Origin of the sequence: Butyrivibrio sp. NC2007 (genome assembly GCF_000421405.1) — a bacterium.
Taxonomy (GTDB): domain Bacteria; phylum Bacillota; class Clostridia; order Lachnospirales; family Lachnospiraceae; genus Butyrivibrio.
In genome coordinates, this window is record NZ_ATWY01000019.1 from 1 (window position 1) to 23,679 (window position 23,679).

At 40.5% G+C, this 23,679-nt stretch carries 31 protein-coding genes, 1 tRNA gene and 1 pseudogene; 3 read left to right on the forward strand and 30 right to left on the reverse strand.

Features of this window, described 5'->3' with window-relative positions; all coding sequences use genetic code 11:
• Positions 1–711, forward strand: a 711-nt coding sequence (locus G632_RS0114295; RefSeq protein ID WP_022770052.1) for a LysR substrate-binding domain-containing protein, incomplete at its 5' end; no start/stop codon positions are given.
• Here G632_RS0114295 and G632_RS0114300 read toward each other — a convergent pair.
• The 13 genes from G632_RS0114300 to G632_RS0114360 form a co-directional block, all read right to left on the reverse strand.
• Complete coding sequence (locus G632_RS0114300) at positions 699–1,676, reverse strand: hypothetical protein (RefSeq protein WP_022770053.1); 978 nt, start codon at positions 1,674–1,676, stop codon at positions 699–701. The genes G632_RS0114295 and G632_RS0114300 overlap by 13 nt on opposite strands.
• Before the next feature lie 14 nt (positions 1,677–1,690).
• Positions 1,691–2,332, reverse strand: a complete 642-nt coding sequence (locus G632_RS0114305; protein WP_022770055.1) for a hypothetical protein — start codon at positions 2,330–2,332, stop codon at positions 1,691–1,693.
• Positions 2,333–2,359: 27 nt separating this feature from the next.
• Positions 2,360–2,797 carry a hypothetical protein gene (locus G632_RS0114310; protein ID WP_022770056.1) on the reverse strand — a complete coding sequence of 146 codons (438 nt, stop codon included), beginning with the start codon at positions 2,795–2,797 and terminating at the stop codon, positions 2,360–2,362.
• 80 nt (positions 2,798–2,877) lie between these two features.
• On the reverse strand, positions 2,878–3,828 hold the full coding sequence (locus tag G632_RS0114315; protein ID WP_022770057.1) for a DUF6017 domain-containing protein: 951 nt from the start codon (positions 3,826–3,828) through the stop codon (positions 2,878–2,880).
• 65 nt (positions 3,829–3,893) lie between these two features.
• A complete protein-coding gene (locus tag G632_RS0114320; RefSeq protein WP_022770059.1) occupies positions 3,894–4,259 on the reverse strand; it encodes a replication initiator protein A in 366 nt (121 codons plus the stop codon).
• A gap of 2 nt (positions 4,260–4,261) precedes the next feature.
• Positions 4,262–5,173 carry a ParB/RepB/Spo0J family partition protein gene (locus G632_RS0114325; protein ID WP_022770060.1) on the reverse strand — a complete coding sequence of 304 codons (912 nt, stop codon included), beginning with the start codon at positions 5,171–5,173 and terminating at the stop codon, positions 4,262–4,264.
• Positions 5,136–5,948 (reverse strand): ParA family protein, encoded by an 813-nt coding sequence (locus G632_RS0114330; RefSeq protein WP_022770061.1) that lies wholly within the window; start codon positions 5,946–5,948, stop codon positions 5,136–5,138. The genes G632_RS0114325 and G632_RS0114330 overlap by 38 nt, the downstream gene beginning before the upstream one ends.
• A gap of 12 nt (positions 5,949–5,960) precedes the next feature.
• The gene (locus tag G632_RS22690; RefSeq protein WP_330361286.1) at positions 5,961–6,422 is read right to left on the reverse strand and encodes a DUF6462 family protein; all 462 of its coding nucleotides are present in this window, start codon (positions 6,420–6,422) and stop codon (positions 5,961–5,963) included.
• Between the two features lie 784 nt (positions 6,423–7,206).
• Positions 7,207–8,427, reverse strand: a complete 1,221-nt coding sequence (locus G632_RS0114345) for a site-specific integrase (protein ID WP_022770063.1) — start codon at positions 8,425–8,427, stop codon at positions 7,207–7,209.
• A 165-nt stretch (positions 8,428–8,592) separates the two neighbouring features.
• Entirely contained in the window at positions 8,593–8,775 is a 183-nt protein-coding gene (locus tag G632_RS22605) for a DUF6462 family protein (protein WP_334290988.1), read from the reverse strand.
• Positions 8,690–9,412 carry a hypothetical protein gene (locus G632_RS22030; protein WP_022770064.1) on the reverse strand — a complete coding sequence of 241 codons (723 nt, stop codon included), beginning with the start codon at positions 9,410–9,412 and terminating at the stop codon, positions 8,690–8,692. Before G632_RS22030 ends, G632_RS22605 begins: the two co-directional genes overlap by 86 nt.
• A 245-nt stretch (positions 9,413–9,657) precedes the next feature.
• A complete protein-coding gene (locus G632_RS22035; protein WP_022770065.1) occupies positions 9,658–9,816 on the reverse strand; it encodes a hypothetical protein in 159 nt (52 codons plus the stop codon).
• A 401-nt stretch (positions 9,817–10,217) separates the two neighbouring features.
• On the reverse strand, positions 10,218–11,711 hold the full coding sequence (locus G632_RS0114360) for a radical SAM protein (protein ID WP_022770067.1): 1,494 nt from the start codon (positions 11,709–11,711) through the stop codon (positions 10,218–10,220).
• Between the two features lie 145 nt (positions 11,712–11,856).
• Between G632_RS0114360 and G632_RS0114365 the strand changes: the two genes are divergently transcribed.
• Positions 11,857–12,405, forward strand: a complete 549-nt coding sequence (locus G632_RS0114365) for a TetR/AcrR family transcriptional regulator (protein WP_022770068.1) — start codon at positions 11,857–11,859, stop codon at positions 12,403–12,405.
• Positions 12,406–12,512: 107 nt separating this feature from the next.
• Here the strand turns inward: G632_RS0114365 and G632_RS22435 are convergent, their stop codons facing one another.
• The 12 genes and pseudogenes from G632_RS22435 to G632_RS0114420 form a co-directional block, all read right to left on the reverse strand.
• The gene (locus tag G632_RS22435) at positions 12,513–12,647 is read right to left on the reverse strand and encodes a hypothetical protein (RefSeq protein ID WP_022770070.1); all 135 of its coding nucleotides are present in this window, start codon (positions 12,645–12,647) and stop codon (positions 12,513–12,515) included.
• Positions 12,625–12,798 carry a helix-turn-helix domain-containing protein gene (locus G632_RS22695; RefSeq protein ID WP_081647180.1) on the reverse strand — a complete coding sequence of 58 codons (174 nt, stop codon included), beginning with the start codon at positions 12,796–12,798 and terminating at the stop codon, positions 12,625–12,627. The genes G632_RS22435 and G632_RS22695 overlap by 23 nt, the downstream gene beginning before the upstream one ends.
• A gap of 182 nt (positions 12,799–12,980) precedes the next feature.
• A pseudogene (locus G632_RS22610) lies at positions 12,981–13,079 on the reverse strand (metallophosphoesterase); the annotation flags it as partial.
• Entirely contained in the window at positions 13,080–13,772 is a 693-nt protein-coding gene (locus G632_RS0114380) for a TVP38/TMEM64 family protein (RefSeq protein ID WP_022770073.1), read from the reverse strand.
• Positions 13,773–13,808: 36 nt separating this feature from the next.
• Positions 13,809–14,543: a GNAT family N-acetyltransferase gene (locus G632_RS0114385; RefSeq protein ID WP_022770074.1), complete on the reverse strand. Its 735-nt coding sequence runs from the start codon at positions 14,541–14,543 to the stop codon at positions 13,809–13,811.
• A 4-nt stretch (positions 14,544–14,547) separates the two neighbouring features.
• On the reverse strand, positions 14,548–14,739 hold the full coding sequence (locus G632_RS0114390) for a hypothetical protein (RefSeq protein WP_022770076.1): 192 nt from the start codon (positions 14,737–14,739) through the stop codon (positions 14,548–14,550).
• A 33-nt stretch (positions 14,740–14,772) separates the two neighbouring features.
• The gene (locus tag G632_RS0114395) at positions 14,773–15,570 is read right to left on the reverse strand and encodes a putative ABC transporter permease (protein ID WP_022770077.1); all 798 of its coding nucleotides are present in this window, start codon (positions 15,568–15,570) and stop codon (positions 14,773–14,775) included.
• A gap of 57 nt (positions 15,571–15,627) precedes the next feature.
• Positions 15,628–16,272: an MBL fold metallo-hydrolase gene (locus tag G632_RS0114400; protein WP_022770079.1), complete on the reverse strand. Its 645-nt coding sequence runs from the start codon at positions 16,270–16,272 to the stop codon at positions 15,628–15,630.
• Between the two features lie 20 nt (positions 16,273–16,292).
• Positions 16,293–16,847, reverse strand: a complete 555-nt coding sequence (locus G632_RS0114405) for a thermonuclease family protein (RefSeq protein ID WP_022770080.1) — start codon at positions 16,845–16,847, stop codon at positions 16,293–16,295.
• Positions 16,822–17,070 carry a hypothetical protein gene (locus G632_RS0114410; protein WP_022770081.1) on the reverse strand — a complete coding sequence of 83 codons (249 nt, stop codon included), beginning with the start codon at positions 17,068–17,070 and terminating at the stop codon, positions 16,822–16,824. Before G632_RS0114410 ends, G632_RS0114405 begins: the two co-directional genes overlap by 26 nt.
• 80 nt (positions 17,071–17,150) lie before the next feature.
• Positions 17,151–17,804: a histidine phosphatase family protein gene (locus G632_RS21800; protein ID WP_026512608.1), complete on the reverse strand. Its 654-nt coding sequence runs from the start codon at positions 17,802–17,804 to the stop codon at positions 17,151–17,153.
• 64 nt (positions 17,805–17,868) lie between these two features.
• Positions 17,869–17,941: transfer RNA gene (locus G632_RS0114420), tRNA-Ala, on the reverse strand.
• 126 nt (positions 17,942–18,067) lie between these two features.
• On the opposite strand from G632_RS0114420, the gene G632_RS0114425 reads away from it, so the two are divergent.
• Positions 18,068–19,258, forward strand: coding sequence for a cation:proton antiporter (locus G632_RS0114425; RefSeq protein WP_022770083.1), 1,191 nt, complete (start codon positions 18,068–18,070; stop codon positions 19,256–19,258).
• Between the two features lie 388 nt (positions 19,259–19,646).
• Here G632_RS0114425 and G632_RS0114430 read toward each other — a convergent pair whose 3' ends face one another.
• The 5 genes from G632_RS0114430 to G632_RS0114450 all read right to left on the reverse strand — a co-directional run bounded on the left by G632_RS0114430 (position 19,647) and on the right by G632_RS0114450 (position 23,523).
• Positions 19,647–20,369 (reverse strand): hypothetical protein, encoded by a 723-nt coding sequence (locus tag G632_RS0114430; RefSeq protein WP_022770084.1) that lies wholly within the window; start codon positions 20,367–20,369, stop codon positions 19,647–19,649.
• Positions 20,359–21,783: an AAA family ATPase gene (locus G632_RS0114435; RefSeq protein ID WP_022770086.1), complete on the reverse strand. Its 1,425-nt coding sequence runs from the start codon at positions 21,781–21,783 to the stop codon at positions 20,359–20,361. The genes G632_RS0114430 and G632_RS0114435 overlap by 11 nt, the downstream gene beginning before the upstream one ends.
• Positions 21,784–21,993: 210 nt before the next feature.
• On the reverse strand, positions 21,994–22,326 hold the full coding sequence (locus G632_RS20220; RefSeq protein ID WP_022770087.1) for a helix-turn-helix domain-containing protein: 333 nt from the start codon (positions 22,324–22,326) through the stop codon (positions 21,994–21,996).
• Between the two features lie 373 nt (positions 22,327–22,699).
• Complete coding sequence (locus tag G632_RS0114445; RefSeq protein WP_022770088.1) at positions 22,700–22,948, reverse strand: hypothetical protein; 249 nt, start codon at positions 22,946–22,948, stop codon at positions 22,700–22,702.
• A gap of 167 nt (positions 22,949–23,115) precedes the next feature.
• Positions 23,116–23,523, reverse strand: coding sequence for a hypothetical protein (locus G632_RS0114450; protein WP_155828898.1), 408 nt, complete (start codon positions 23,521–23,523; stop codon positions 23,116–23,118).
• Positions 23,524–23,679: the final 156 nt, after the last annotated feature.

Consider the following 23,679-nt stretch of genomic DNA (forward strand, 5'->3'; position numbering starts at 1 on the left):
AAACTCCTGTATAAAAAAATGAATCAGATAAAAAATGATGATGAAAGTCTCAAAGAAATACTTTCAAAGAATAACCATGGCTTAAAAGACATCTCTTTTGGTGTCACCATGACCATAGGAGAATACATAATTGCTGATCCGATCAGTGATTACATAAAAAATCACCCGGATACTAATCTTATGATTACATTTGGCAACACATCGGAGCTTCTTAAAAAACTCTCCGACGGTGTTATAGATTTTGCACTTGTAGAAGGATATTTCCCTGAAAATGATTATGAAACGCTGCTTTTTAGCAAAGAAGAGTTCGTTCCTGTCTGTTCGGCAAAGCACTCTTTCAATCAGAAGCCACGCGTGATAAAAGATCTCTTTCCCGAGCGAATTCTTATAAGAGAACCCGGTTCAGGAACGCGCAATATATTGGAAAGAGCTCTTGCCCTGAACAATTACTCCACAAGTGATTTTAGGAATTTTACCCAGGTGGAGAACATGCATGCCATAATAAGCCTTATTGAAAAAGATTGTGGCATCACCTTTTTATATAAAGCAGCGGTTGCATCAGGACTGCAGTCCGGATATCTGAAAACAATCCCCCTTGACGACTTTAGGGTAAAACATGATTTTACCTTCATCTGGCCCAAAGATACTGTTTTCAGTGAAGAGATCCGTGCAATATGTGAGGAAATACAACCTATAACTCATTCTGCATGAAGTTCATGTTCTTTTTCATAAAGCTTGTTATCCTGCCGTCTCATGAAAATCATCCGGGACAGAAAAAGAATCAAGCTACTTCCTACAAAAATCTGAATCGGATATGTGATTAGTACGCTTTCAGATATTATCATGCTCAGCATGGTAATAGCGCCAACCGGTGGCATATACATCTTAGTAAAATGAATAACAATAAGCATACCACTTGTAGCAACAATTGCTGAAATCGTAATAGGAAGCCCTATCCAAATAGCAAAGAAATATCTTGAAATCACACCAATTATGGCACACACAGTTATCACTGCCACCGTTTTGACTGGCATATTTCTTGTTTTGTTCCTTGGCCTGGAAAACTCAGTAAATGCCACAAGTAACGGAGGTGCCACAACAAATCTATAACCCGTTCTGAATGCAACACCGGCTATTACTGTCACACAAAGGATTCTAATGGAAGTATCTACCATATCGTCCCTGGAATTCAGCATCACAGGAACATATTCCTCATCTGCTCGGATTCCCTGAAATAGAAAAAGTTTATGAAACAATATTACAAGTAATGTCAGTACAAATGCAGCTATAGGATACACTATACTTGTAGTATGCATCATCACCGGGAGCACTATTGCTGAGACAAATGGTGCAAACGTGGTTCCTGAAAACATAAAGATTACCTGAGCGATTGTGAATGCCAAAATCACTTCGATATACGTATCAAACGGAACAAATCTTACAATGCACACTCCTATTATCGCACAGCCTGTTATCAGTGAAAGCATACGCTTTCCATTAACCTTCCAGCTTCTATTTTTTGCCACCATATATCCAACTGCTAATGCTGTTATCTCAGGAAATATAATCTCCTTCTCATTTAAAGTTTCTGCAAATAGTGTCATCAGCGCTACTAACAGAACTGTACAAGCGTATGGTATTATTCTCTTGCCTGGATGTGTAGGTCTCCTATCCATATAGCCCCTCCTATTCATGCCAGTTCTAATCTATCTCTTACCACACTTACTATAGCAGTCACAACCATTGCAGCAATCACGACCACCATTCCCACCTTATCGTAGGATGTATAAAAACCTTCGGAGAAGTGCATTTTCACATATTTGCCCCAGATTGTGCTGAGAATGACGAGTAATGTGAATCCCAATGACACAGCATACATGATTGAAACAATTATACTGGCCAAAAGATTTCTATCTCCATCACATTCAATCCCGAACGAATCCAGGTTTGATGCTACGATTATACCCATGATGATCAGATAAATAATAGTGACAAAAAGAGCTTTCTGCCAGGTTGCGCATTCATAGCTGTTATGCACAAGTGCCATTATCAGTCCAACAAACATAGCACAGGAGAACTTTACCATTGGTCCTCCGGTCTGTTCATTTACTGTCAGCACAAGAATAATGAGTTCAACTATGGCTATCAATGCAATTGTGCTTGCTCTTGTCTCGCCGGGTATTATGTCTTTCAGTGCCGGATACTGGAACTGTAACACAAACGAGGCTATAAGCCCTGTGAAAAAAGGCATTGCCCTGAATACTCCAAAGAATACAACGGCAACAATGGCAATTACAAGTGTCAATACAATATCAAGTAATATTCCTACCATCTTAACCCCCTATGATTTAGAAACAGGCTACTTCTTGGAAGCCGCCTTACTTAGTTTATTGCTGTACACTGCTGCACGGCAAAGGAACTTCAATTGCTCCACACCGTTCTTCATGACAACAGCCCTTTCTATGCCTTTGACGACACCTTTCTTGACTGCTTCGTTATACATCTTGCCAAGTCTGGCTCTTACCGAGGCAGGTGACTCATTGATATGATTCTCGATTAGAACCTGGTCAACGTCCTTGAAAGTCGGAAGATCAGAGAGTGTAAACTCCGGATCCATCTTCCGTGACTCTGAGATCATGAGCTTAAGCGCAGTGGTGTAATCGTACCTCACCTTTGTGCTGTATTTCTCTTCCAGCGCTTCCAGGATGAGGCTGTTAACAGTTACCTTCTGTTTATCTGCAGCCTTCTGAATCTGATTGTACAGATCTTCGTTGATTGACAGATTGATCCTTGGCATATCACTTCCTCCTATGAGTGTTACGCATTCATCATTACACTTTGAGTATATGAGTGTTGCGCGGATATGTCAACATGGTTCTATACGACGCCGCTTGCCATGTCATGGCTAAGCTCGGATTGAAAGTAACTGCTCATCGTGGACGGTGCATTAAACAGCGCTGCCAGCAAATAGTTTTTGATGTTACGAACCTTTGTAGTATTCTCTTTCATGCAGCCCATGACATACTCAAGATGCATGTTATTGAGCTTAAGAAACTTAGACTTAACAAGGTTTGTAGGATACTCATTCTTTGAGATCCATATGCTCGGCTTCTGGCAAAGGACTGTTTCCAGCACAAGGTCATATATGCCCTCGATGATCTCTGCGTCCTGAGGGAAACGCTCAAGCATGGTATCAACAGCCAGATTTTCCCTGATGATCTCAGCATAGACATTATACTCATCATTCAGATCTGTCTTCATCGAAGAGATATGATTAGTAATAGTAATTAAATTAGTATTACTTGTATTATTATAATTAGGGTCGGATTTTCCGTGGTCTAGAACCCGAATTTCACGGGGTCTTGACTCCGATATTTCCGTGGTCTTGACCCCGATATTTCCGGGGTCTGAAACATCAGCTTCAGATTCAGAACCCGATTTTTCCGTAGTCTGAACTTCCACCATACCTTCAGAAATGAACTTCTTGAGGTAGATGATTGTAGGCTTCCCCTGGCCCTGCTTTTTGCGCTCAATAAGCCCGAATTCTTCAAGTTTGTTGAAGAGAACTCGGATCTTATCATCCCCAAAGCCCAGCATTTCTGAGGCTTCCTGCTGTGCAAAGTAGATAAAAGCCCTCTGCTGCTCATCAAACCACTTATTTTTGAGGGATAACGACATCCTATCCAGCATAAGGCCGTAAAGAACCTTGGCAGACACGTCAAGCTCCTTAAAATAAGCGTTTGTGAACAACAGCTTTGGTATTCTGTAAAAGGACAGCATCTCGGATTCTTGACCCTTGAAATAGTCAAATACGATTCTTTCGCTCAATCCTTTTTCCTCCCTTCGGTGAGTTAGTGCGACGCTCGGTGGATTTAGGTGGTGCAATTTCTGCACTACCCTATCAACTGAAACATGCGCCTTCTATTGAAATTCTTGACGTAGATCTTGCTTGGCTTGCCTTTGGCCTGAAGCTTATAGATAAGGCCAAACTCTTCAAGCTCGTTCATGCAGTCGATGATAGTGTGCCTGGAAAAAGAAATATCTTCCTCCAGCTTTCTGAGCGGATATATGATATAAACACGGTTTTCTTCGTCATACCAGTTATGCCTTTTTGCTTCACGCATCCGGTCTAAAAGAACTGCGTACAGCATCTTGGCCGAAGCTGACAGGGAAGAAAAGCTCTTCCCCGTCAGAAGTTCTTTCGGAATCTCTACAGAAGCAAACTGCTCAGCCTGGGTATTATAGAAATAGTCCATCATAGTCAGTTGTCCTCGCTTTCGTGGTTTCTCTTCCACTCCTCACAGAAGTCCAGAAGAATCTTCTCAATCTGTGTCTGAGAGTAGTAGGCAGGAAAGTACTGGTTGAGTTTGCGCTCGTTGAAAGTGATCTTCTTTCTTACATGAGGCGTGGACCTGTTCTTAATCAGAATATCTATCATCTGCTCTTGTGTGAGAGAATCATCTTCACGATAAGGTCTGAGCTCAATTAACTGCTCCTGCTTTATCATGCCGTTTTCGGTAATGTATTCGTATAGCCATTGCTGATAAGTATGATTAAAATAGGAAATCTCAACTCCTACAAAAACGGCAAGTTTTCCTTCATCAACCATTTTCAACAACTTGGGAATCAGTTCTGTAAGTCTGATGTATCTAAACACTTGCGTTCTGTTTAGTCCACTTGCCTTACCAACAATGTCCCCTGAGTTTGACTTTGTTTCTTCAAGAAACAAAGTTCCTGTTAACTCTTTCCCTTGGTGCTTAATTGCATCCATTTTCATCTTAAAAGCAAATGCTCTTTCGCTAGGAAGAATCTCCTCCCTCTGCATGTTCGCATTAACCATGGCAATCGTGGCATCATCATTGGTCATTTCCTTGATGATTGCAGGAATCTTCCTAAGCCCAGCTCTTTTAGCTGCATGGAGTCTTCTGTGACCGGAAATCATCTCGTAAGTGCCTTCATCATCTGGTCTTACAAGAACTGGAGTAAGAACTCCGCTTTCCTTGATGCTTTCCACCAGCTCATCCATCTTTTCATCATCAACAACCTTGAAAGGATGATTCTCAAAGGGATATATAGTCATTACATCGAGATCTACAGTCCCCTCGGTGTTTGGAACACCGAGGAGCTCATCTATACTAGATAGCTTTACTTTCTGACCAACTCTTTGTGCCATTGTTCATAACCTCCTTTATGAAACTCGTGTAAGCAAATGCTGCCTTTCCTTTTGGATCATATTGATACAGGCTGCTTCCTGAAGCGCTTATCTCGGCAGCTCTCACAGATAAGGGGATCTCTGTCTCAAAAACATTGATGCTTGATGAATAGACATCATAAATCTGAGCCACAATGTCTTTTGCGTAGTTGGTTCTGTTATCCACCATAGTGATGAGTATCCCCTCAATTTCGAGTTTGGGATTGAGCTGACGCTTTACCCTTCCTATGGTCTTAATAAGCTGTTGCAGACCCTTTACAGGAAGATACGCAGCCTGGCAGGGAATAATAACTGAATCTGCACAGGCAAGTGCATTTATAGTCATCATTCCAAGAGACGGCATACAATCAATAATGATGTAATCGTACAGTTCTCTTGCCTTATCCACGTACTCTCTGAGGATTGTCTCCCTGCTGATAACACCGGTCATGCTGATTTCCAGACTGGAAAGTTCAATATTACCCGGCATCAGGTCAACTCCTTCCGGATGATGGATGAGGCCCTGTGAAACATCCACGGGTTCATCATTGATGATATTTACAAGGGCTGTAGCCAGAGTATAGTCCAGTCTGTCCGGCTCATCACAGCCCAGACTGATTGTCATTGAACCCTGTGGATCCGCGTCGATATTCAGGACTCTGTAGCCTTCTCTTGCAAGCCCGATGCCCAGATTTACCGCGGAAACGGTCTTTCCGACACCCCCTTTTTGGTTTGCTACTGCTATGACCTTAGACATATCTTTTCCTCCTTATTCCTGAAATGACTCGATGAAAGCATCGATTTTTTCCGTGTTACACAGAACCACGCCCTTTACCTTTCGGGTAGCCTTAGCGTCTTTTGCCAGTTGCTCAAATGTATGAAGCCCCATTGAGTAGAGCTCGGCTCCTTCTGCGTACCTCACATACTTTTTCTTGCCTTCCTTAACCAACTCTTCGATGTTATCAACCAGTTTTCTTCTTGCCATATCTTCGTCCTCTCTTTTCAAATCCAATATGCAGTTTTTCTCGATGTATTCATCAAGAACATCCAGATCTACAAGGGCAGTCTTTCGTAGTTTTATATTTGCCTTGGCCTCCTTGCAGATATTCACAAATGACCAGTAAGCCATCGCATAGAGCCTCGCTCCCTGGGCGTAGGTGCAGTAGCGATGTTTCTTACCTTCCAGATACTTTTCCAGATCAACTGGCGGTGGGGATTTTGAACGATTCATCTGTAACCTCCGTTTTTTGGTGTTACAGGATGTGATTTAAGAAAAAAGAATTGAGATTTTTAGAAATAAAAAAACCACATTTCTTCTTTTTGATAGAGAGAAATGTGGATTAGAATTAAGCTTCTTTGGATTCAAAAAGATATGAACCGCTTATTCCTCGAGACATTTGCCCCGGGATAAAGACTTTTCTCAAAATCTTTATCCCGTTCAAGTCGTTTTTGGACCATTTTTCGGACTTTTTTATGTCTACATATTCATCCATGGAAGCCCTGTTTCATGCTGGCAATCTGTACGTACTCATCCACTGACATACTATGATGTCCAATGGAATCGTTGTAAATCCAATGCATTTTTGGATTCAGCGGGTTCTCCACGGAGAAACGTGGTAAATACGCGAAGCTGTGTGTCATTTGCTTGATTTTAGCGTCGGGAAAATCCTTACTGATTCTTCCATACCGTGTCTTAGCATGTCATACACGTTCGTTTTAGAAAGGTCTCGGGACTGACTTTTATCCATAGCGCGTCGTAGAGTGTACCTTATCTGCTGTCCTTTTTGGTGCAGGACGTGCCCTCTTTGGACACCTATGGATAATCTCCATGATGGAGAACCCGATGAATCATAATCGATATCTTTCAATATCTGCTGATGCACATTTCAGTTCGTTTACATCTCTGAACTTTGTACTAAGTTCAGTATAATACTTCCCGATCCATTTGTCATTACCTTTCCGTAAATTTTTAATCCAAATGACGCCTTCCATGTCCAAAGACATACCTGTGTCATTCAGATGATGATCTTGCCTTCAAGATTTGCCATCACTTCCTGCTTCTTTTCTCCGGTACATTCTGCATAGATGTCCATGGTCGTTGAGATGTCATGATGGCCCATGATCGACTGGATGACTTTCAAGTTGGACTCATTCTCGCACAGCCTCGTGCAGAATGTATGTCTGAGATTGTGGGCTGATATCTGCGGTATCATAATAGGTTCTCTCTTCTCCTGCTTTGCTAGTCTTTCCTCCAGCTTGTTGGCATCATCTATGATGCTGTGGAGTGCGCGGTTGACTGCTCCTGCCATCTGTACGGTTCTGCTACCCGTGGAAAAGACAAATCCAGAATAGCCATCCACTTCTTCCTCGCAGAAACCGATGATCTTCTGGAACTCATATTCCATAAGAAAAGCATCAAACACTTCCTGTACCATGGGAATTGTCCTCATTCCGGCGGCAGTCTTGGTTGTAGTCTCAATACGCTTTCTGCAGTCGCCCTCCTCATCAGGTCTGTCGCTAAGTGAATGGTTGACACTGATGATACGCTTCTCGAAATCAAGGTCATCCCAGGTAAGACCGAGGCATTCTCCTATTCTCATCCCGGTTCCCAGAAGGATTGTGAAAATCGGAAGCCATCCGTGATATTTGCTGCTGGAGCGAAGGAAATCCATAAACTGCTTCTGCTCCGGAATAGAAAGGGCAAATCTCTTTTCCTTGATCCAGTACCTGCTGTGCTTTATCTCGTTCATTACCCCTTCTGTAGGATTGGTTCTGATAAGCCCGTCCCTTACTGCCATCTGGAAAGCAGGATGGAGCACCGTGTTCACGTGATCAACTGTGGTTGCCTTTAGTCCCTTGTCAATCATCAGGCCATAGTAGAACCTCTTGATATCTGAGTACTTGATATCGACAATCTTACATTTTCCAATCCCCTCATCAATGTACTTGGCACTGTTCCTGTAAGCTCCTCTTGTAGATACCTTAAGGTCATACTTGGTAGCAAGGTAACTGTCAACCATATGGCTCACTTCGATCGTGCCTGCCTTATGAGGGTCGAGTCCATCCTCATAGTCGCGCAGGAGTTTTTTCTTGCGCTCCCTCATTCCAACCAGTGTCTTTGAATAGATCTGATGTCTTTTACCTGTGCGGTCTGTGTAGGCAAAGCAGTATCTGCCGTCTGCTCTCTGATACTCACCGCTATGCAGAACATATCCTCTATTATCTTTTCTTGGCATTTGATTCCTCCATTTATCTAATAAAAAGAGGAATAGCCGGTTCATAAGTTCATTATAATCCGTCATATTCCTCAGTTTCAATCCATATTTATCCTCTTAAAAATCCCAAAAACCGCATAAATGCTGCTATTTGGACTTGTGTGTATCTGTATGGATCCCTATGGATTACTCATCATACTCACAATTATTTTCTATGTGATCATTTACCTTAATCGTATCGATCAGAACACGTCCCTTCACGTAATACCTTGCTTTTGCATCTTTAGCCAGCTCTTCTATAGAGTGTCTCCCCAGAGAATACAGAAGCATCGCCTCCTTGTAGGTTACGTATTTTTTCTGACCCGACATCACCAGTTCCCTCAGTTCTTTTTCCTCCAATTGCTTCCTCATCTTTGGCATTGCACAACTCCTTCCATCTTCTCATCTGTTTTCTTCTTGTATCTTCTATGAATTCTATTGCCTTTTTCTTTACCTTGCTGCGGTTGCGGTAAACCCTTGACTTGGCAGAGTCGTAATAGTTCTTGCTGTCATCCGCAATCTGCTGGAGATCTCTTTCTCCTGTAAGAAGGTCTTTGACTTCATTTCTCTGCTTTCTTGGAAGGATGACCATCGCATCATTGAGGTCCTTATAATCTGTCCTCATATCCTGAAGAGCCTGGATCTGGATGTCGTGCTTCATATCCTCATCCGCCCCCTTCATGGCATCATCAATGTTCCCATCCTGTATATCCTGTATCAGGGTCAGATTTCCTGTCGCCTCCATGCAGGTCGGATCACTCTTCCCTGAGGTCTGGACCCTGATACCAAGATCTCCTCTTGCCTCTCTCCGGTTAAAAGCCTTCTCTTCCTTAATATCATCAAAGAGCCTTCCTTCAAACATATCCGCCAGCTCAAGAAAGTTATCATAGTGTTCAAATATGATATCGATCCTCTTGCCGTTGTCAGATTCCGCATAAATAAGTAGAAAATCATTTTCAGCCGCCATCTTTCCCTCCTTTGAAACGATGAAAACCAAAAGCAATATGTTGTTAGTCTTAAGACTCTTATATAATATAGTAGAAACAGCTTCAAAATCGTCCGATGTTCAGACATCATGTTCCGAGTTTCAGACATAATAAAAGCAGCCATTCAATGACTGCTTTCATCCTAAAAAACTCCCGACCAGATGTCGAGAGTTTATGGTATATCCAACTATAAGAACCAGTTAGGCAAGTTGATTTTCTAAGAAAGTTATGAGCGCCTTTTATCTTCAGGAACCCATGTATGCCATGCTGGTGCTTTAGGCATCTCCTCCCCTGTGATCAGGGACTTGATCACACGTCTGTGGATGAAAAGACATCCACCAAAGAGTATTGCTACTACTGCCAATATTACATTTCCTGACTTCATCTTAAACCTCCTGCTGTTTATTTGTTCAATTGTTTTTCAATGCTTCACACTAAGGTATCCGGCTTCTCTGAAGGTATAAACCTTTCAGCTATATTTCCATCTTTATCAATTTAAACAATTTAATACAATATGATTGTATCACATTCAATTCTGAATTCAAGATATCTTTTATTAATTCTTTGTTTATATTTACAAAGCATTAAGCTGCTTTGTACGGTAAATTTTCAGGGTAAACGCACACTTTTTAATAAATAAATTATCGAACTAAATGCACACAAAGCCAGAGTTTTTCAGCACTCTGGCTTATTTTTTATGCCCTTAACTTCACTGATTCAGGTGAATAATAGCTTCTGACAAATCCAGAGTATTAAGCCGTATTTTGGAAAAACGCTTATCTTTAATCATGCATGTTTTTTGAAATCTTTGGCAAGGCCTGTTTTCTTCTCTTCAAATCTCATAATATTATCATTTTCTATCCTATTAGCCGGTGCATAATTTTCATACTTCTTTTTTTGATGTGGCTGCGATTTCCAAATCTCATCGGCAGCAGGGGCCCACTTGAGAGCATAGTCATCACACTTTGCACATAAATGCTCTACACTCTCCTCCGATTCTTCATTTGTGCCATGTGCTTTTGATCTTTCCACCATCTCCCTTAGAAGTTTTGGATTTTCGAGCATCGGACACGGTCTTAAGTGATTTTTATTAAAGGGCTGTCCCTTATGATATTCCATGAAAAGCGGACTCTTTAGCATTTCCAAAATAGAATTGTCATGTATATTAGTGTTTGAAAAATGGATGAAAACGCAAGGTTCTGCATCTCCGCTTGAGTTAATATGGAAATAATTCCTTCCACCTGCAATACATCCACCTACAGCTTCTCCGTCATTCTGAAAATCCATCGGAAAGAAGCCTGTATCACATTCGTTTGAGCGAATCCATCTGATACGTTCTATCATCAGCTTTCTCTGCTCTACGGTAGGCATCAGCTCCGGTACCGCATTATTTCCAACCGGCATATAGTGGAAGAAAAAGCCAAATCTCGCGCCTTTTTCTGCAATATACTTTATAAATTCAGGATTTGTCACGGCTTCAATATTATTTCTTGTATAGCAAATAGATGTACCAAAGAGAATCCCGTATTTTTTGAAAAGAGACATTGCATTCATCACTGCATCATAATGACCGATTCCTCTTCTTGCATCATTAGTTTCAGGTGTCCCCTCTATGGAAAGCATGAATGTAATATTTCCCAGCCGTACAACCTCTTTACAAAAATCATCATCCACAAGAGTTGAATTACTATATATTCCGAACTGCACATCATTATGCTTTTCTGCAAGCTTAAGTATATCTGCCTTCCTGACAAGGGGCTCTCCACCTGTCATCATATAGAGATACACGCCCAGCTCTTTTCCCTGAGTTACTATCTTATCCATATCGGCAAAAGACAAATTGTTCTTTGGTCCATAAGTGCCTGACCAGCATCCTTTACAGTGCATATTGCAGGCAGAAGTAGGATCAAAAAGTATAAGCCATGGTATGTTACAGCCGTATTTTTCCCTGTTCTTCCGTATAGTCTTTGTTCCCCTGAAGAAAGCCTCGTACCCCAGATTGAGCATGGTCATTTTGGCTATATGCGGATCAGTTTCATCCACTACTCTGTTTATAAAGTTTACCCAGCGGTTATCCGGATCCTTAAATGCACGTCTAACAGCTTCCAGTTTTTCAGGATCAGCAGCCTTCTTTCCCCAAAAGCGTTCTGCTTCATCAACGAGCTTTAAGTATGTTTTGGTGCGGTCATCAGTCTTATCAAGATGGCCAAGGAATTTGTCTATCAGGATACTAAAAGCTTGTCTTTGCGCTGCATGTGAAATATTTGTAAATGTGTTCATATCGTCTCCCAGTATTTTTATGAATATTGACAAAACATCTGTCTGATAATACATTTATATCATCTATACAAATGTCAAACAATATGTTGTGCGTATTTGATACACAATTTTACAAAATGTCGTGACAATACAAATGGAGGCCAAAATGTCCACAGAGCTTGAAAAAAGAAATATACGAAGAATGTCAAATAAGGAGTCCAATAGAATTACTAAAGAATGCATCTGTGATGCGCTGATCGGATTGATGAAAGAGCATCCGTACAAAGATATAAATATGACCATGATAATAAAAAAATCAGGAGCTTCAAGAGCTTCTGTCTACAGAAATTATCCTTCAAAAGAGGCTATCATTCAAGACATTACAAAAAACATAACTGACGAGCTCAGCGCTTCTTTGACAGGACTGTTGCAGAAAAGTAACACGTATGAGTGGTTTTTAAAGGTGTTTTCAAGGCTGCACTCCGATAAAGACATGTGTGTACTTATCCGTAATTCAAATATCTCTTTTACGGATATGTTCTATAATGCCTTATGTATTGCCTCAGACAGCGAATACGCTTCCCATCATGAATATATTGCCAGAGGTATTGCTGCCGGCTTATGGGAAGTGTCGCTGACATGGATAAAAAACGGTATGAAAGAATCTCCTGAATATATGGCAAGGGTATGCTCAGAAACCTTAAGATTGGAATGAAAATTACTTAACGAAACATCCAAAAGTTTTATTCAAGAGACAAAATCTGAAAAGCTTGCCCCATCCGGAAACAAATCCTGATTCATATCATCACGTCACCCTTCATACTATACTGACACGGCATTTCGTCCAAGGATATTGGGTTCGTCTGTAAAAAAAGCAATGATTGTATCCCCAAAGTACTCTGAAAGCTCAGCATAGTATTTCTCATGAGTAAGTTCAATAAACTTTTGCACCTTCATAACGTTTTCCTTTAAATACACGATGCTTTTCAATTTCTCTGATTACAGTTGAATGGGATTTTCCTATCTTTCTAGATATCAGATTAGGATTAAGATTATTATCAAGACCTTCCTGAATATAAACACGATCATCTAATGTCATATGAGACATTTTTTCACCTGTCTTTCATATAATGTGTTGATCATCATATGAACACAAGAGACCCATATTCGAAATACGTCTTGATATATAGAAAAAAAGAATTCTCAGACTAAACGCAACACCTATAGAATAGTGTGCTTTTAATCTGAGAAATACGCGTTTAACTAAATAATTTACAAAGCTGCTTTTCACATTCTTTTTTCGTGATTTCTCCATGCTTTTCCGAATACATCCATTGGTTTGTCTGCCTGAAAAGACAGATGGAGATCTCCAAGTGCATATAGTGCCATTTATTCACCACTATTAACAGTTTTTTTCTTAATAAGCATAGCAACAGCCAGGTAAACGACTACTGCAATGATCGCGCCCGCAGCAATATAGCTGTATTGGTTCTCTAGCATCTTTTCAGCTCCGAATGTATAGATAAAGATATGCGGAAACCTTGCAACAAAAGTGATCAGGATCCATTGGACCACATTTTCTTTTGAATAAAAGCCAAGCCATGCATACGTATCTTTTGGTAATGGTAAAAGCATGAACAGAACATGTACTAATACCGGATTTTTATTTAGAACAAGATTTTCAACCTGTTCCAATTTACTTTTGGGAAAAAGCAGAAGCAAAAAATCTCTTCCAAATTTCTTTCCCAAGAGGAATGCAGTTGTGTTTGCCATAGTTGCAAATATATCACAAATGATTGCTCCCTTAATGCCTCCAAATGCAGCGCCAGCAGCAAGATAAAACGGAAGTCCTGGTATGCAGTTTGAGAGTGTCTGTAAAAAAACAAAAAATCCAAACACTAATAGTCCAAAGATGCCTCTGCTTTTAACATATTCTTGAAATCCATCTGCATCACCAACAAAAGCAATCATAGGTTTTCCAATTAAAAAGTAAATACCAAGCAGGAAAAAAGCAACAAAACATACAATCAGGATTCTCCGCTTATTATTCTTTTGAGATTTGTTTGTGGACTCTGATTGCATCGCATGTCCTCTCCAAAATGACAGTATATGTGAAAATCATTCGAGCCTATCTGTTACAAGTTCTGCCCAGGCCGGTACAAACCCTGAACCGATAGCAACCTTTTGGGAAGCGATATGTCCCATGGAAGTACCGTAATATGGAAGCCTTCCCTTATCAAGGATCTCATTTTTAAGAAGCGCAACAAGCATCTTTCCTATGCCCTTCTGTCTTCCGTTTGGCTCCACATTTATTCCTATCTGCCACATCATAGGACTGTCCATGCTTGCCCCTGCCATACCAAGGATTTCACCATCCTTTATGGCTGCGACACCTACCATGTCAGGTGCAGTTTTGCAGAAGGTATAAGCTTCGCAGAACCTGTTATCTCCCCTAAACTGCTCGATTTCCTTGCCCCGATACCACTTAATATCATATCCGGAAGTGTCTACATCAGATTTTTCCTCGGATATATAAAACGGATGGGACATGCCTATCTGGTATCCATCCTGATGCAGTCTGTCGTTCAGCTTTCGAAGGTTTTTTGCTTCCATAAACCACTCAGAACCATAACTTTCAAAGTTTTCCTGACACCAGGCAATAATATCTTCTCTGCCGGTAAACAGGAGCTTTCCGTTAACACATACAAGCTTAAGGTAGCATTCTTCTTTTTCCTGGTATCTGCGCCTGCCATCTACAGGGCTATACTTAGTAAAGTGGTTTTTATCATCAATTACATCTTCCCGAGAGCAACAGTAATCACGGGATAGCTGTTCACAAAGTATATCGTTCATAGTCCTACTCCATCTCTCCGGTTTCTTTACTGATCCTTATTGTGCTGTCTCCCATAAGCGGCATGATATCCCCGTCTTCTCTGACAAGACCAAGTCCGAAACACCAATACTCCGGATCCTTAAATGAGTTTACAATAACAAGATTATCTGCCAGCTTTTGTTTTAATATTTCTCTGGCTTGTTTCTGATCTATCACGCTAAAACCTCTTCTTTACTTTAAGCTCATTTTTCATTTTCTACTATGATCGCGATGGTCACGGAGGGCAGTCTTAAGACTGTCAAGAACAAGCTCCCTTCCACGATTATGCTCGCTGCTACTATTAAGCAATGGTGTAAAACTTTTAATATTATCTACAATCCTCTTTTGATTGACATTACTTCTTTCTATAAAAGCTCTGCTCCTCTCAATTCTGTTTTTGATATTTTCTGGAATCTCTGCGACTTTATCGTATCTTTCCTGGGCTTTTTCGTTAAATTCGGCGTGGATTTTTTCAACTTCCTCAAGCAGCTGTGAAAGGCTGACTTCTGTCATAGCAAAATCTGCACCGAACAAGATTGCGAAGCATAGGGCAAGAAGCTCATAGATTAGTGGTGGGATAAGCCCTCTTGCAAATGCTATCAGCGGAAGCAGATACTTTATGATAAGAACACCGGCTATCCCAAATGTGCAGCTTACAGGGACGCATATCCTCCCCTGTATATTGAGCGGCATTTTACTGTAATCCCACCATCTGGCATGGAATCTTTTTTCCAGAACCCATGAGGTACCAAATTCTGCTATGGCGCTTCCTATATAACATAGGATAAACAATATCCATACAGGAAAATCAGGTTCCGAAAGCCTTGGAAAAAGTACAAGAACTAATGATGCGCCCACTACACATGAGCCATATATGGGACAGATGGGTCCGAAAAGAAAGCCTCTGTCGGCCCATTTCTTTTCTTTTACAGTGCAGTATATGGATTCCCACACCCAACCCAGAAAGCTGTACAGAATAAATTCGACAAAGTACTGAGAAACAATCATAACTAACCTACAATATCTGCTTTCCTTTAAATATTTCTTTCAGGCGATGCTGAATTTTCATTCGAAATACTGTATCTTCTCTATCACCTTTACAGGAGAAGATACAAGCTTTGCAAATGCCTTCCCATCAGTCTTTTTCCCTACAATACTGCCGTAATGTGTGGGAATTGCATACTCGGGACGAATGATGTTTACGAGCTCTGCAGCTCTTTTAACATCCATCGTATATGTTCCGCCTACAGGGACAAGTGCGATATCACATCTGACTTGCTTTGCCTCTTTTGTTGCGCCGGTATCTCCGGCAATATAGACCCTTTTCCCGTTGATCCGTAAGATATATCCAAGCCATTCTGCCCTTCTTGGATGAAATGGCTTAACTGTATTGTATGCAGGAATCGTTTCAACTTCTAATCCGGATAATTCCTTATAGATCCCTGGTTTTAGGGGAATAATGCTCTTAACTTCTGCAGAGAGTTCCCTGGCATCATCCTCCATTCTTGCCGGGACTACAAGTACTGTGCTGCTTTTTATGACTTTTCTTATGTCCTCGATTGAAAAGTGGTCTGAATGAGAATATGTTATGAAAACGTAGTCAGCATCATGGGGGTCACTTTTCATCTGAAAAGGATCCACATAGATTGTTCTGGTTTTATCTTTTATTCTTATACTGCTTTGCGTAAATACTTCAATGTTATCTAACATTAATTACTATTTCCGTACTTTTAATTAAAAAATCCTGTTCCCCAGAAGCCTGCTTTCTGCTCTTTGGCAATCAGCTCCTGAGCTGCAAACCTCTCTGCGTATTTGGTATTGGGCTCGATCTCCATGGTTTTAGCATATCCGTTTTTTATGAGGAGCTCATTTACCATTGTACTCCCATCGGGGAGGTATACATAAGCCAGAGTTCTTTGGTAGCTGTCAGTTTGTTCCTTGTCATACTCAAGGTAAACACTATTACCTTCAAGGAGGTTTCTGGTATACTCAGATGCCTTATCTCCCTCAGGAGTATTCTCTTTGTAGCCGTCGGAGGCCACGCTTTCCGGAGTGTCTATGCCGATGAGCCTTACATGGACATCGCCACCATCACTTTTAACAATGATCGTGTCACCATCTATGACACTCACCACATCATAAGGGCCATCAAGGTCCTGCGAAACTGAATTGATGGATTGCTTTAAGAGATACGTGATCAAATATATGAGAGCAAGAACTGCCACTGTGGCAATTACGCTCAGAATGTATTTTTTGTTTCTATTCTTCCTCTTCTTCGTCGCCATTAGAAGATGATTCCTTATCTCTTATGCTATCTATTCCGCTTTTGATTGTTTCCTTGATCTTAGCCTTAACTTTTTTCTTGGCCTTCTTCTTAAGAATCTTTAGGACGATCAGAAGGATGATGAGCCCCAGTACGCCGAGAATAATGAAAATATTATCCTTAAGCATTTTTATGGCTTTTTCACGTTGTTTCTTCCTAATGTATTTTTCTATACGTTCTTTCATGACTGTTTCACTCCAGATTCTTTCTATCGATCTTTCCAATATACATATAAGTAGCTCTTTTTATTTTTTGTATCGGCATCTTACTGATCATAGGCGTTGCTGATTAGGTTTTCATCATAATAGACCTTGTCATCTTCTATGAGCTTGGCCTCCCCACCTACGACCTCAATAATGTTTACGCTGCAGTTAGGAGGCGTATGTCCATGCCAGAAAGGCTCATCAGCAGGATAAACTTTTCGGAGCATGGCTCTCAAGGAGCACCCATGCATGAAAATTATTACGTTCTTATCCTGAAGGCTCTTGTCTGAAACAAGTTCATCCCAAAAGGCGCCTGTTCTCTTGCACACATCAAGGATGGATTCTCCGTTTGCTGGTCCTTCATAATGAAAGGGGTCAGAGTAGATCTTCCAAAAAGAGTCGTCACCTATTTCAAAGTTACTTTTAGTACAGCAAAGGCCATCCCATTCGCCAAAGTTTATTTCTTTGAGCCTATCATCTGTGATGATCTTATCAGTTGAGCCGGCTTTGTTCTCTGAAATTATTAGCTGGCCTGTCTCAAATGCTCTTTTTAGAGGGCTAGAGTATGCTGCATGAAAGCAGATATCAGAAAGCTTCTGCCCTGTAATTTTCGCAAGCTCTCTTCCGCTCTCTATCAGCGGTTCATCTATCCATCCCTGGAGCCGCCCTTCGCTGTTTAGTTTTGTTTCACCATGCCTTACTATGTAGATTTTCAATACTCTTTTCTCCTTGAACTTCAATGGGGCAAAAGCCAGAAAAACTCCCTCTAAATATATCAAATGGAGCGTACGGAACTTGACCCCGTGACCTCTTCGCTGCCAGCGAAGCGCGCTCCCAACTGCGCTAATGCCCCATATCATACCTATTATATTGGCTTTTGTCATAAATTACCATATCTAGCGCATGCAGAAAAAACCTTGACTGACTTTGTCAAAAGGAGCATACTCATTCATTAGAATTTACTGAAAGGAGAAAAATAATGGATACAATTCAAATATTAAGAGATCTAGTAATTATAATAGTCAGTGCAAAACTCTTTGGGCTTCTAGCCAGAAAGCTCCACGCCCCTCAGGTGGCAGGCGAAATTATTGCAGGGCTGATCATCGGTCCCACATTGTTTGATCTTGTGGAAGCCGGTGATTTTCTTTCCGGAATGGCTGAAATTGGTGTAATACTGCTGATGTTCAGTGCAGGACTTGAAACAGATATAGATAAGCTGAAGAAATCCGGTATCAAAGCCACAATAATTGCATGTAACGGTGTTGCAGTTCCTCTGGTTCTGGGCGCTGTGTTGTACATGGCTTTTTACGGCTTTGCCGCTCCCGGTTCTACGGAATTTATCAGAGCTCTTTTTATAGGAACAATTCTTACAGCAACCTCCGTAAGCATTACAGTTCAGGTGTTAAAAGAGCTTGGAAAAATATCTACAGATGTTGGAACAACAATAATGAGCGCCGCTATCATCGACGATGTGATAGGAATCGTTGTTCTTACTGCAGTTCTTGGTCTTAAGGATCCTAACGCCAATCTGATTGTCGTTGTTATCAAGACAATTGCTTTCTTTGCTCTTTCTTTTGTTGTAGGAATAGCAATCTTTAAGCTCATGCAAAAAGTTGAACACAAATGGCCCCATACCAGAAGAATTCCAATCATGGGACTGGCACTGGCATTTGCCATGGCCTATGTTGCAGATAGGTATTTTGGAGTAGCAGATATCACAGGTGCATACGTAGCCGGTATAATCTTAAGCTCTTTGGATAATTCTGAGTACATTGACAGAAAAATGGATATTAACTCATATATGATCTTTGGTCCCGTATTTTTTGCAAGCGTAGGACTTCAGACCAATTTAAAGACTGTTGATATGACAATTCTTGCTTTTTCAGCAGCATTTGTAATTGTTGGACTGCTTGGAAAAGTTGTGGGCTGTGGACTTGTTGCAAAACTCCTTAAATATAATACTTCAGATGCGTTAAAGATTGGCGTAGGAATGATGACCAGAGGCGAAGTAGCCCTTATTGTGGCACAGCGTGGTCTTAAAGCTGAAATAATAGACAGCAGATACTTTACAGCTGTAATCCTTTTAATAGTATTAAGTTCAATCCTTACACCGATAATCCTGAAGGCAATGTATGCTTCGGATGAACCCAAAGAAAGACAGACGCAATAATTCCAGTCTGGAGAAATTGGAGCGCATGAAGTTCTCCCCCGTGACCCCCACACTGCCAGTGTGATGCGCTTCCAACTGCGCTAATGCCCCGTATATATCCGTAATCTAAAGCTACAATAGGTGACGACTCTACTTCCGGCCCCAATGATACTCAGCAAACTCTATCTGCTCATGTAGATATGATACGCCTTCTGGTGGGAGCTCATTGATTTTTTGAATGAGGTCTGGAGAAGCAAATCCCATTAGCTCTAGAACACTTATAAATAACTTGCGAGAAAACCCCTCAAACTAGACCCTCAAACCAAACCCTCAAAAACTCCCCATACTAAAAGGGCCTGCCCCTCAAGTCAGACCCTCAAAACGCTTGGCAAACCCTCAAAAAGTTTGATTATCCCACTTTTATTATTTTCTTTTTTCTTTCTTCTCTGATTTCTTTAAAGCAAATGCCAAGATTTGACCATCTTTCCAGGGAATGAAGATCTTTCTGAATAAATTCCCAGGATTCTTTGTAGTCATCCGACTTGCAAAAATCAGAATCGATTATGAAACAAAGGAAGCCCTCCAAGTCATCCCTATACTTGATTGCAAAAGTATATGCATCGTCTTCTTTTTCATCATCAGAGCTATTTAGCTTATTGTACAGCACATGATCAAGATTACTTGACATATAATATGCTTTATATGGCACAGATACCCATACGCTATTTAGTGCTGATAACCTTAACATGATTTCACTTTTTTTCTCGTTACGTTTTATTATCTGCTCAGGTCTACACGTTTTTATTTCTTGAAGCGTATATATCGGTTCTTCAGCATTAGCATCTTCTATGACGTGATCTTTTGGAATAAAAGCCCCATCCGTATCAATGATATGGATGACACTCAAAAAATTTTCCTGCTTAAAATGATTTGATTTTGCATAAGCTTTGACAATATTTCCGACTTTGGAAGCAATGTTTTCCGGCTTGGCAGTACTTTCAGAAGTTATATCTCCATGAGTTATTTCTACATGTACCGTATTCTTATCGTACAGTCTGTTAAGAATTACACCCAAAGCACTGTCATCGGAAGGGCCCTCGACTATTACAAAAACTATTTTCTTACGAGCCACTTATCTCACCTGCCTCCCGGAAAGCAAGCGCTATTTCAGCGTTATTCGTATGATCATAAACTTCTTCGTTCTGCTCGCCTAATACTATATCTCTGAAGTAAAAATCTCTCAGGTTATTGTTTTCCTTAACTCCACTCATTCTAATATATCTATTCTTTGGATTTGTTGTTGTAAATGCAATAAATCCTTTATCAAGTGTCTCTAATGGCCTGAGATTGTGAGATGTAAAGATTAACTGTCCCTTTCCTTTCTCCGATAATATCCTAAGGATTTCCCCAAGCAAATATTCAAAAACACCGGAATCCAGCTCATCAATGGCTACCGTAATAGAAGTCTGGTTATAGATTACTATAAGCAACTGTAGAATTGATACAATCTTTTTTATTCCTTCTGACTCATATTTCAGAGGAATCTCTTTATTATTCTTATGTGACATCAGCTGTATTCTGTTTGCAACTTGACCGTCCTGCTGAACAATTTTTCCCAGATCTTTTACACTAATAGTTAGTCCCGGAACTATTTTCTCCAAAACAATATTCATGTCCTGCATGACTTTTTTCACAAGCTCAAGCATTTCCTCGGGAATAATAGAAGTTCCGTCAAGGAGGATAACCATATTGCCAACGGCGCCTTTTTGTGCTTTCTCGTACTTAAAGGCAAGTGGCAGGGCATTCATGCTAATGACACCTGAGTTCGCAGTGTTTATAACAAATAATTCAAAATTACCATAGGTAATTAAGCTTTCTATCATCTGATAATGTCTAAGGAACTCAGTATCATGATTATTGTTACTTCTAGCTCTTATGTTATTTATTAACTCAGGGGAAAAGATAAAGGATCTGGAAGATGCCGAAGCAACCCTCTTTGTAACCAACAAGTCAAGTTTGAGCTTTTTATCATTTCCAATAAGGCATTCACGCTTAGGAGCAGGAAGAAATAACTCGTCTGTCCTTGTATCTATAAGTGTAGATTTCCTCATCTTTTCTGATTTGGATTCATAGGAGTAACTGATAACCTCATCATATACTACTGTTTTATACTTTTCTTTTGTACCCGTAGTAATATCTGAGTTCTGTCCAGTAACATCTTCTTCCTTCTTTATACAAAACTCATAAAAAACCTCATATTCACATTCTTTGTTCTTCACACTAAACACAAATCTGAGTTTTGCAAAATCCGCATCAACCTGTATGTAATCTGCAAACATAGGTGGTATTCGTTGGCCACAAAGGTTGTATTTTAGCAGAAGAATAGCGTCAATGAGCGCCGTCTTACCTGAACCATTCTGCCCATATATCCCTAGTATACTAGTTCGATATGCTTTCCTCGTGTTTACTAATTCAACCTGCCCTGATATCACGTTCTTGAAGTTCTCAATGGATATTCCAGTGATTCTTACATCAAGCTTAGACATCTTTCACCTCCACCAATTTTGACAAAAGTCGATACATAGATAGAATACCACTCATTTGGCAAAACGTCAATATGAATGATTCGTTCGATACATTTTGTATCGATATCAACTTTCGTCGTAACATTTTATAGTCGATTACCCAAAGTCAAATTACATGCCATCTCATACACACCTCATATTGACATCCAAATTGCCTTCAGAATTCTATAATCACAGCTTTGCCAGAGCTTTAACCTGCTCGATGGCAACTTTCCTAACTAAACCCTTCCTTATTGAAAAGAATGCTTTCAGTATCTCATCCGTCTCTATTTTCCTTTCCATGCGTTCCTTATCATCCTGTCCGAAGATAATCCAGTCAGCTGACACGTCAAAGAGCTCAGCATACTCTCTTATCATTGTTGGAGACAGTGTCCTTTTCTCCATCTCCAACTCCGATACAGCGCTTCGGCTTCCAAGGTGAAGCTTTCTTGCCAGTTCCTCCTGGCTCATGTTGCTCCTTGTTCTAAGCAGTCTCAGTCTTTCTCCGATGTTCTTTATTTCCATTTCATTCTCCTTTTCCGGAGTCTGAAAACGGAAACACGACCTGCCTAGAGCTATTCAGTTTGCATCAAAAAAGAAGCCTGCAAAACGGTAATGAAACAAAACCATAATAGTTATGGTCACATCTCCGTTTTGCAGACTCCTTGGTGCTATTTTTATTTTCAGCATATACAGCTCTAGGCAAACTCTTGGCACATGAGCGGGGCTCGTTCGACTTACGCCTCCTCCTTTGGTTTCTATTTACATATAGAAGAACCCCACATTATTCTTTGCTGCGATTCAGCCCTTCGTTCACATATACCTCAAACTATTCAGTTTTCAAACTTACAGCAACAGCCCGATATCTTCCCCATGATGTCTGAGCTCAAAGCCAATACTATAACCTACTGATATTTCGCGTTGCTACTTCCCTGCATTCCCTGGCATATTTGTTCCTCATTAGAATAGCTTCCTTAATATCTTCCTCAGATGCCGGATAAGCGGAGTAGCCTCTGTTCTTAACACTTACCCTAAGCCACTCCCCGCAATTTGGACATTGCAGGCATCCCTTGACAACCTCAACATGCATCATGACGTAGCCACAGTTTGTGCATCCCCCATGAACTAACGTTTTTTCTGAATTCATATAATACTCACTCCTTTCATACAACAGTGCATATTATATGTAGAAAAAACTAATACGTCAGCACGAAAAAATTTGAACAGTTTAGGAACAACAATAGAACAGCCACAGAACACTTCCCGTACAACTTCATCAAGCATAGTGCCTCAATTCCAGAATTCATGCCGCTTTCAGTCTTCTTTAATTCCGCACACATTGTCATCATCTTCTTCATTCTCATCATGTTCATCATCATCATTATCCAGTTTCACTATACCTGCGATGATGTCTTCCTGCTCTCGTCGAGAAGCATATATCCAAATGAAAAGCCCAAACAGCTTGATAGCTTCTCTTTTCCTATAATCAATCACATCATCCGAAACGTTTACTTCATCAGCAAGCTGCTCATTAGTCATAGGATCGTCATCTGTGAAATATGCGCTCCAAAGAATCTTTTTATACAGTTCTCCCTTATAGCTGAAATCCGCAACCATATCCAACAGCCCAATCAACTTATCCCAAAGCCACGGCGCCCTTACAGCCTTATACACAAAAGTCGTCTGTGCCTCATTATGCTTTTTCCTATCCTTCTTCATCAACTTGAGGAATTCTCTTCTCAACTCCTGCTTATTTTTCAGAATCTCTTTTTCAGTCATTGGCGGCAGTTGTAACATTAATGGATTAAATGATTTTCTACGATCCTTATATTCTTCTAACATTTTCCTCGTCATATCAAGTACCACTGCCGGATCCAA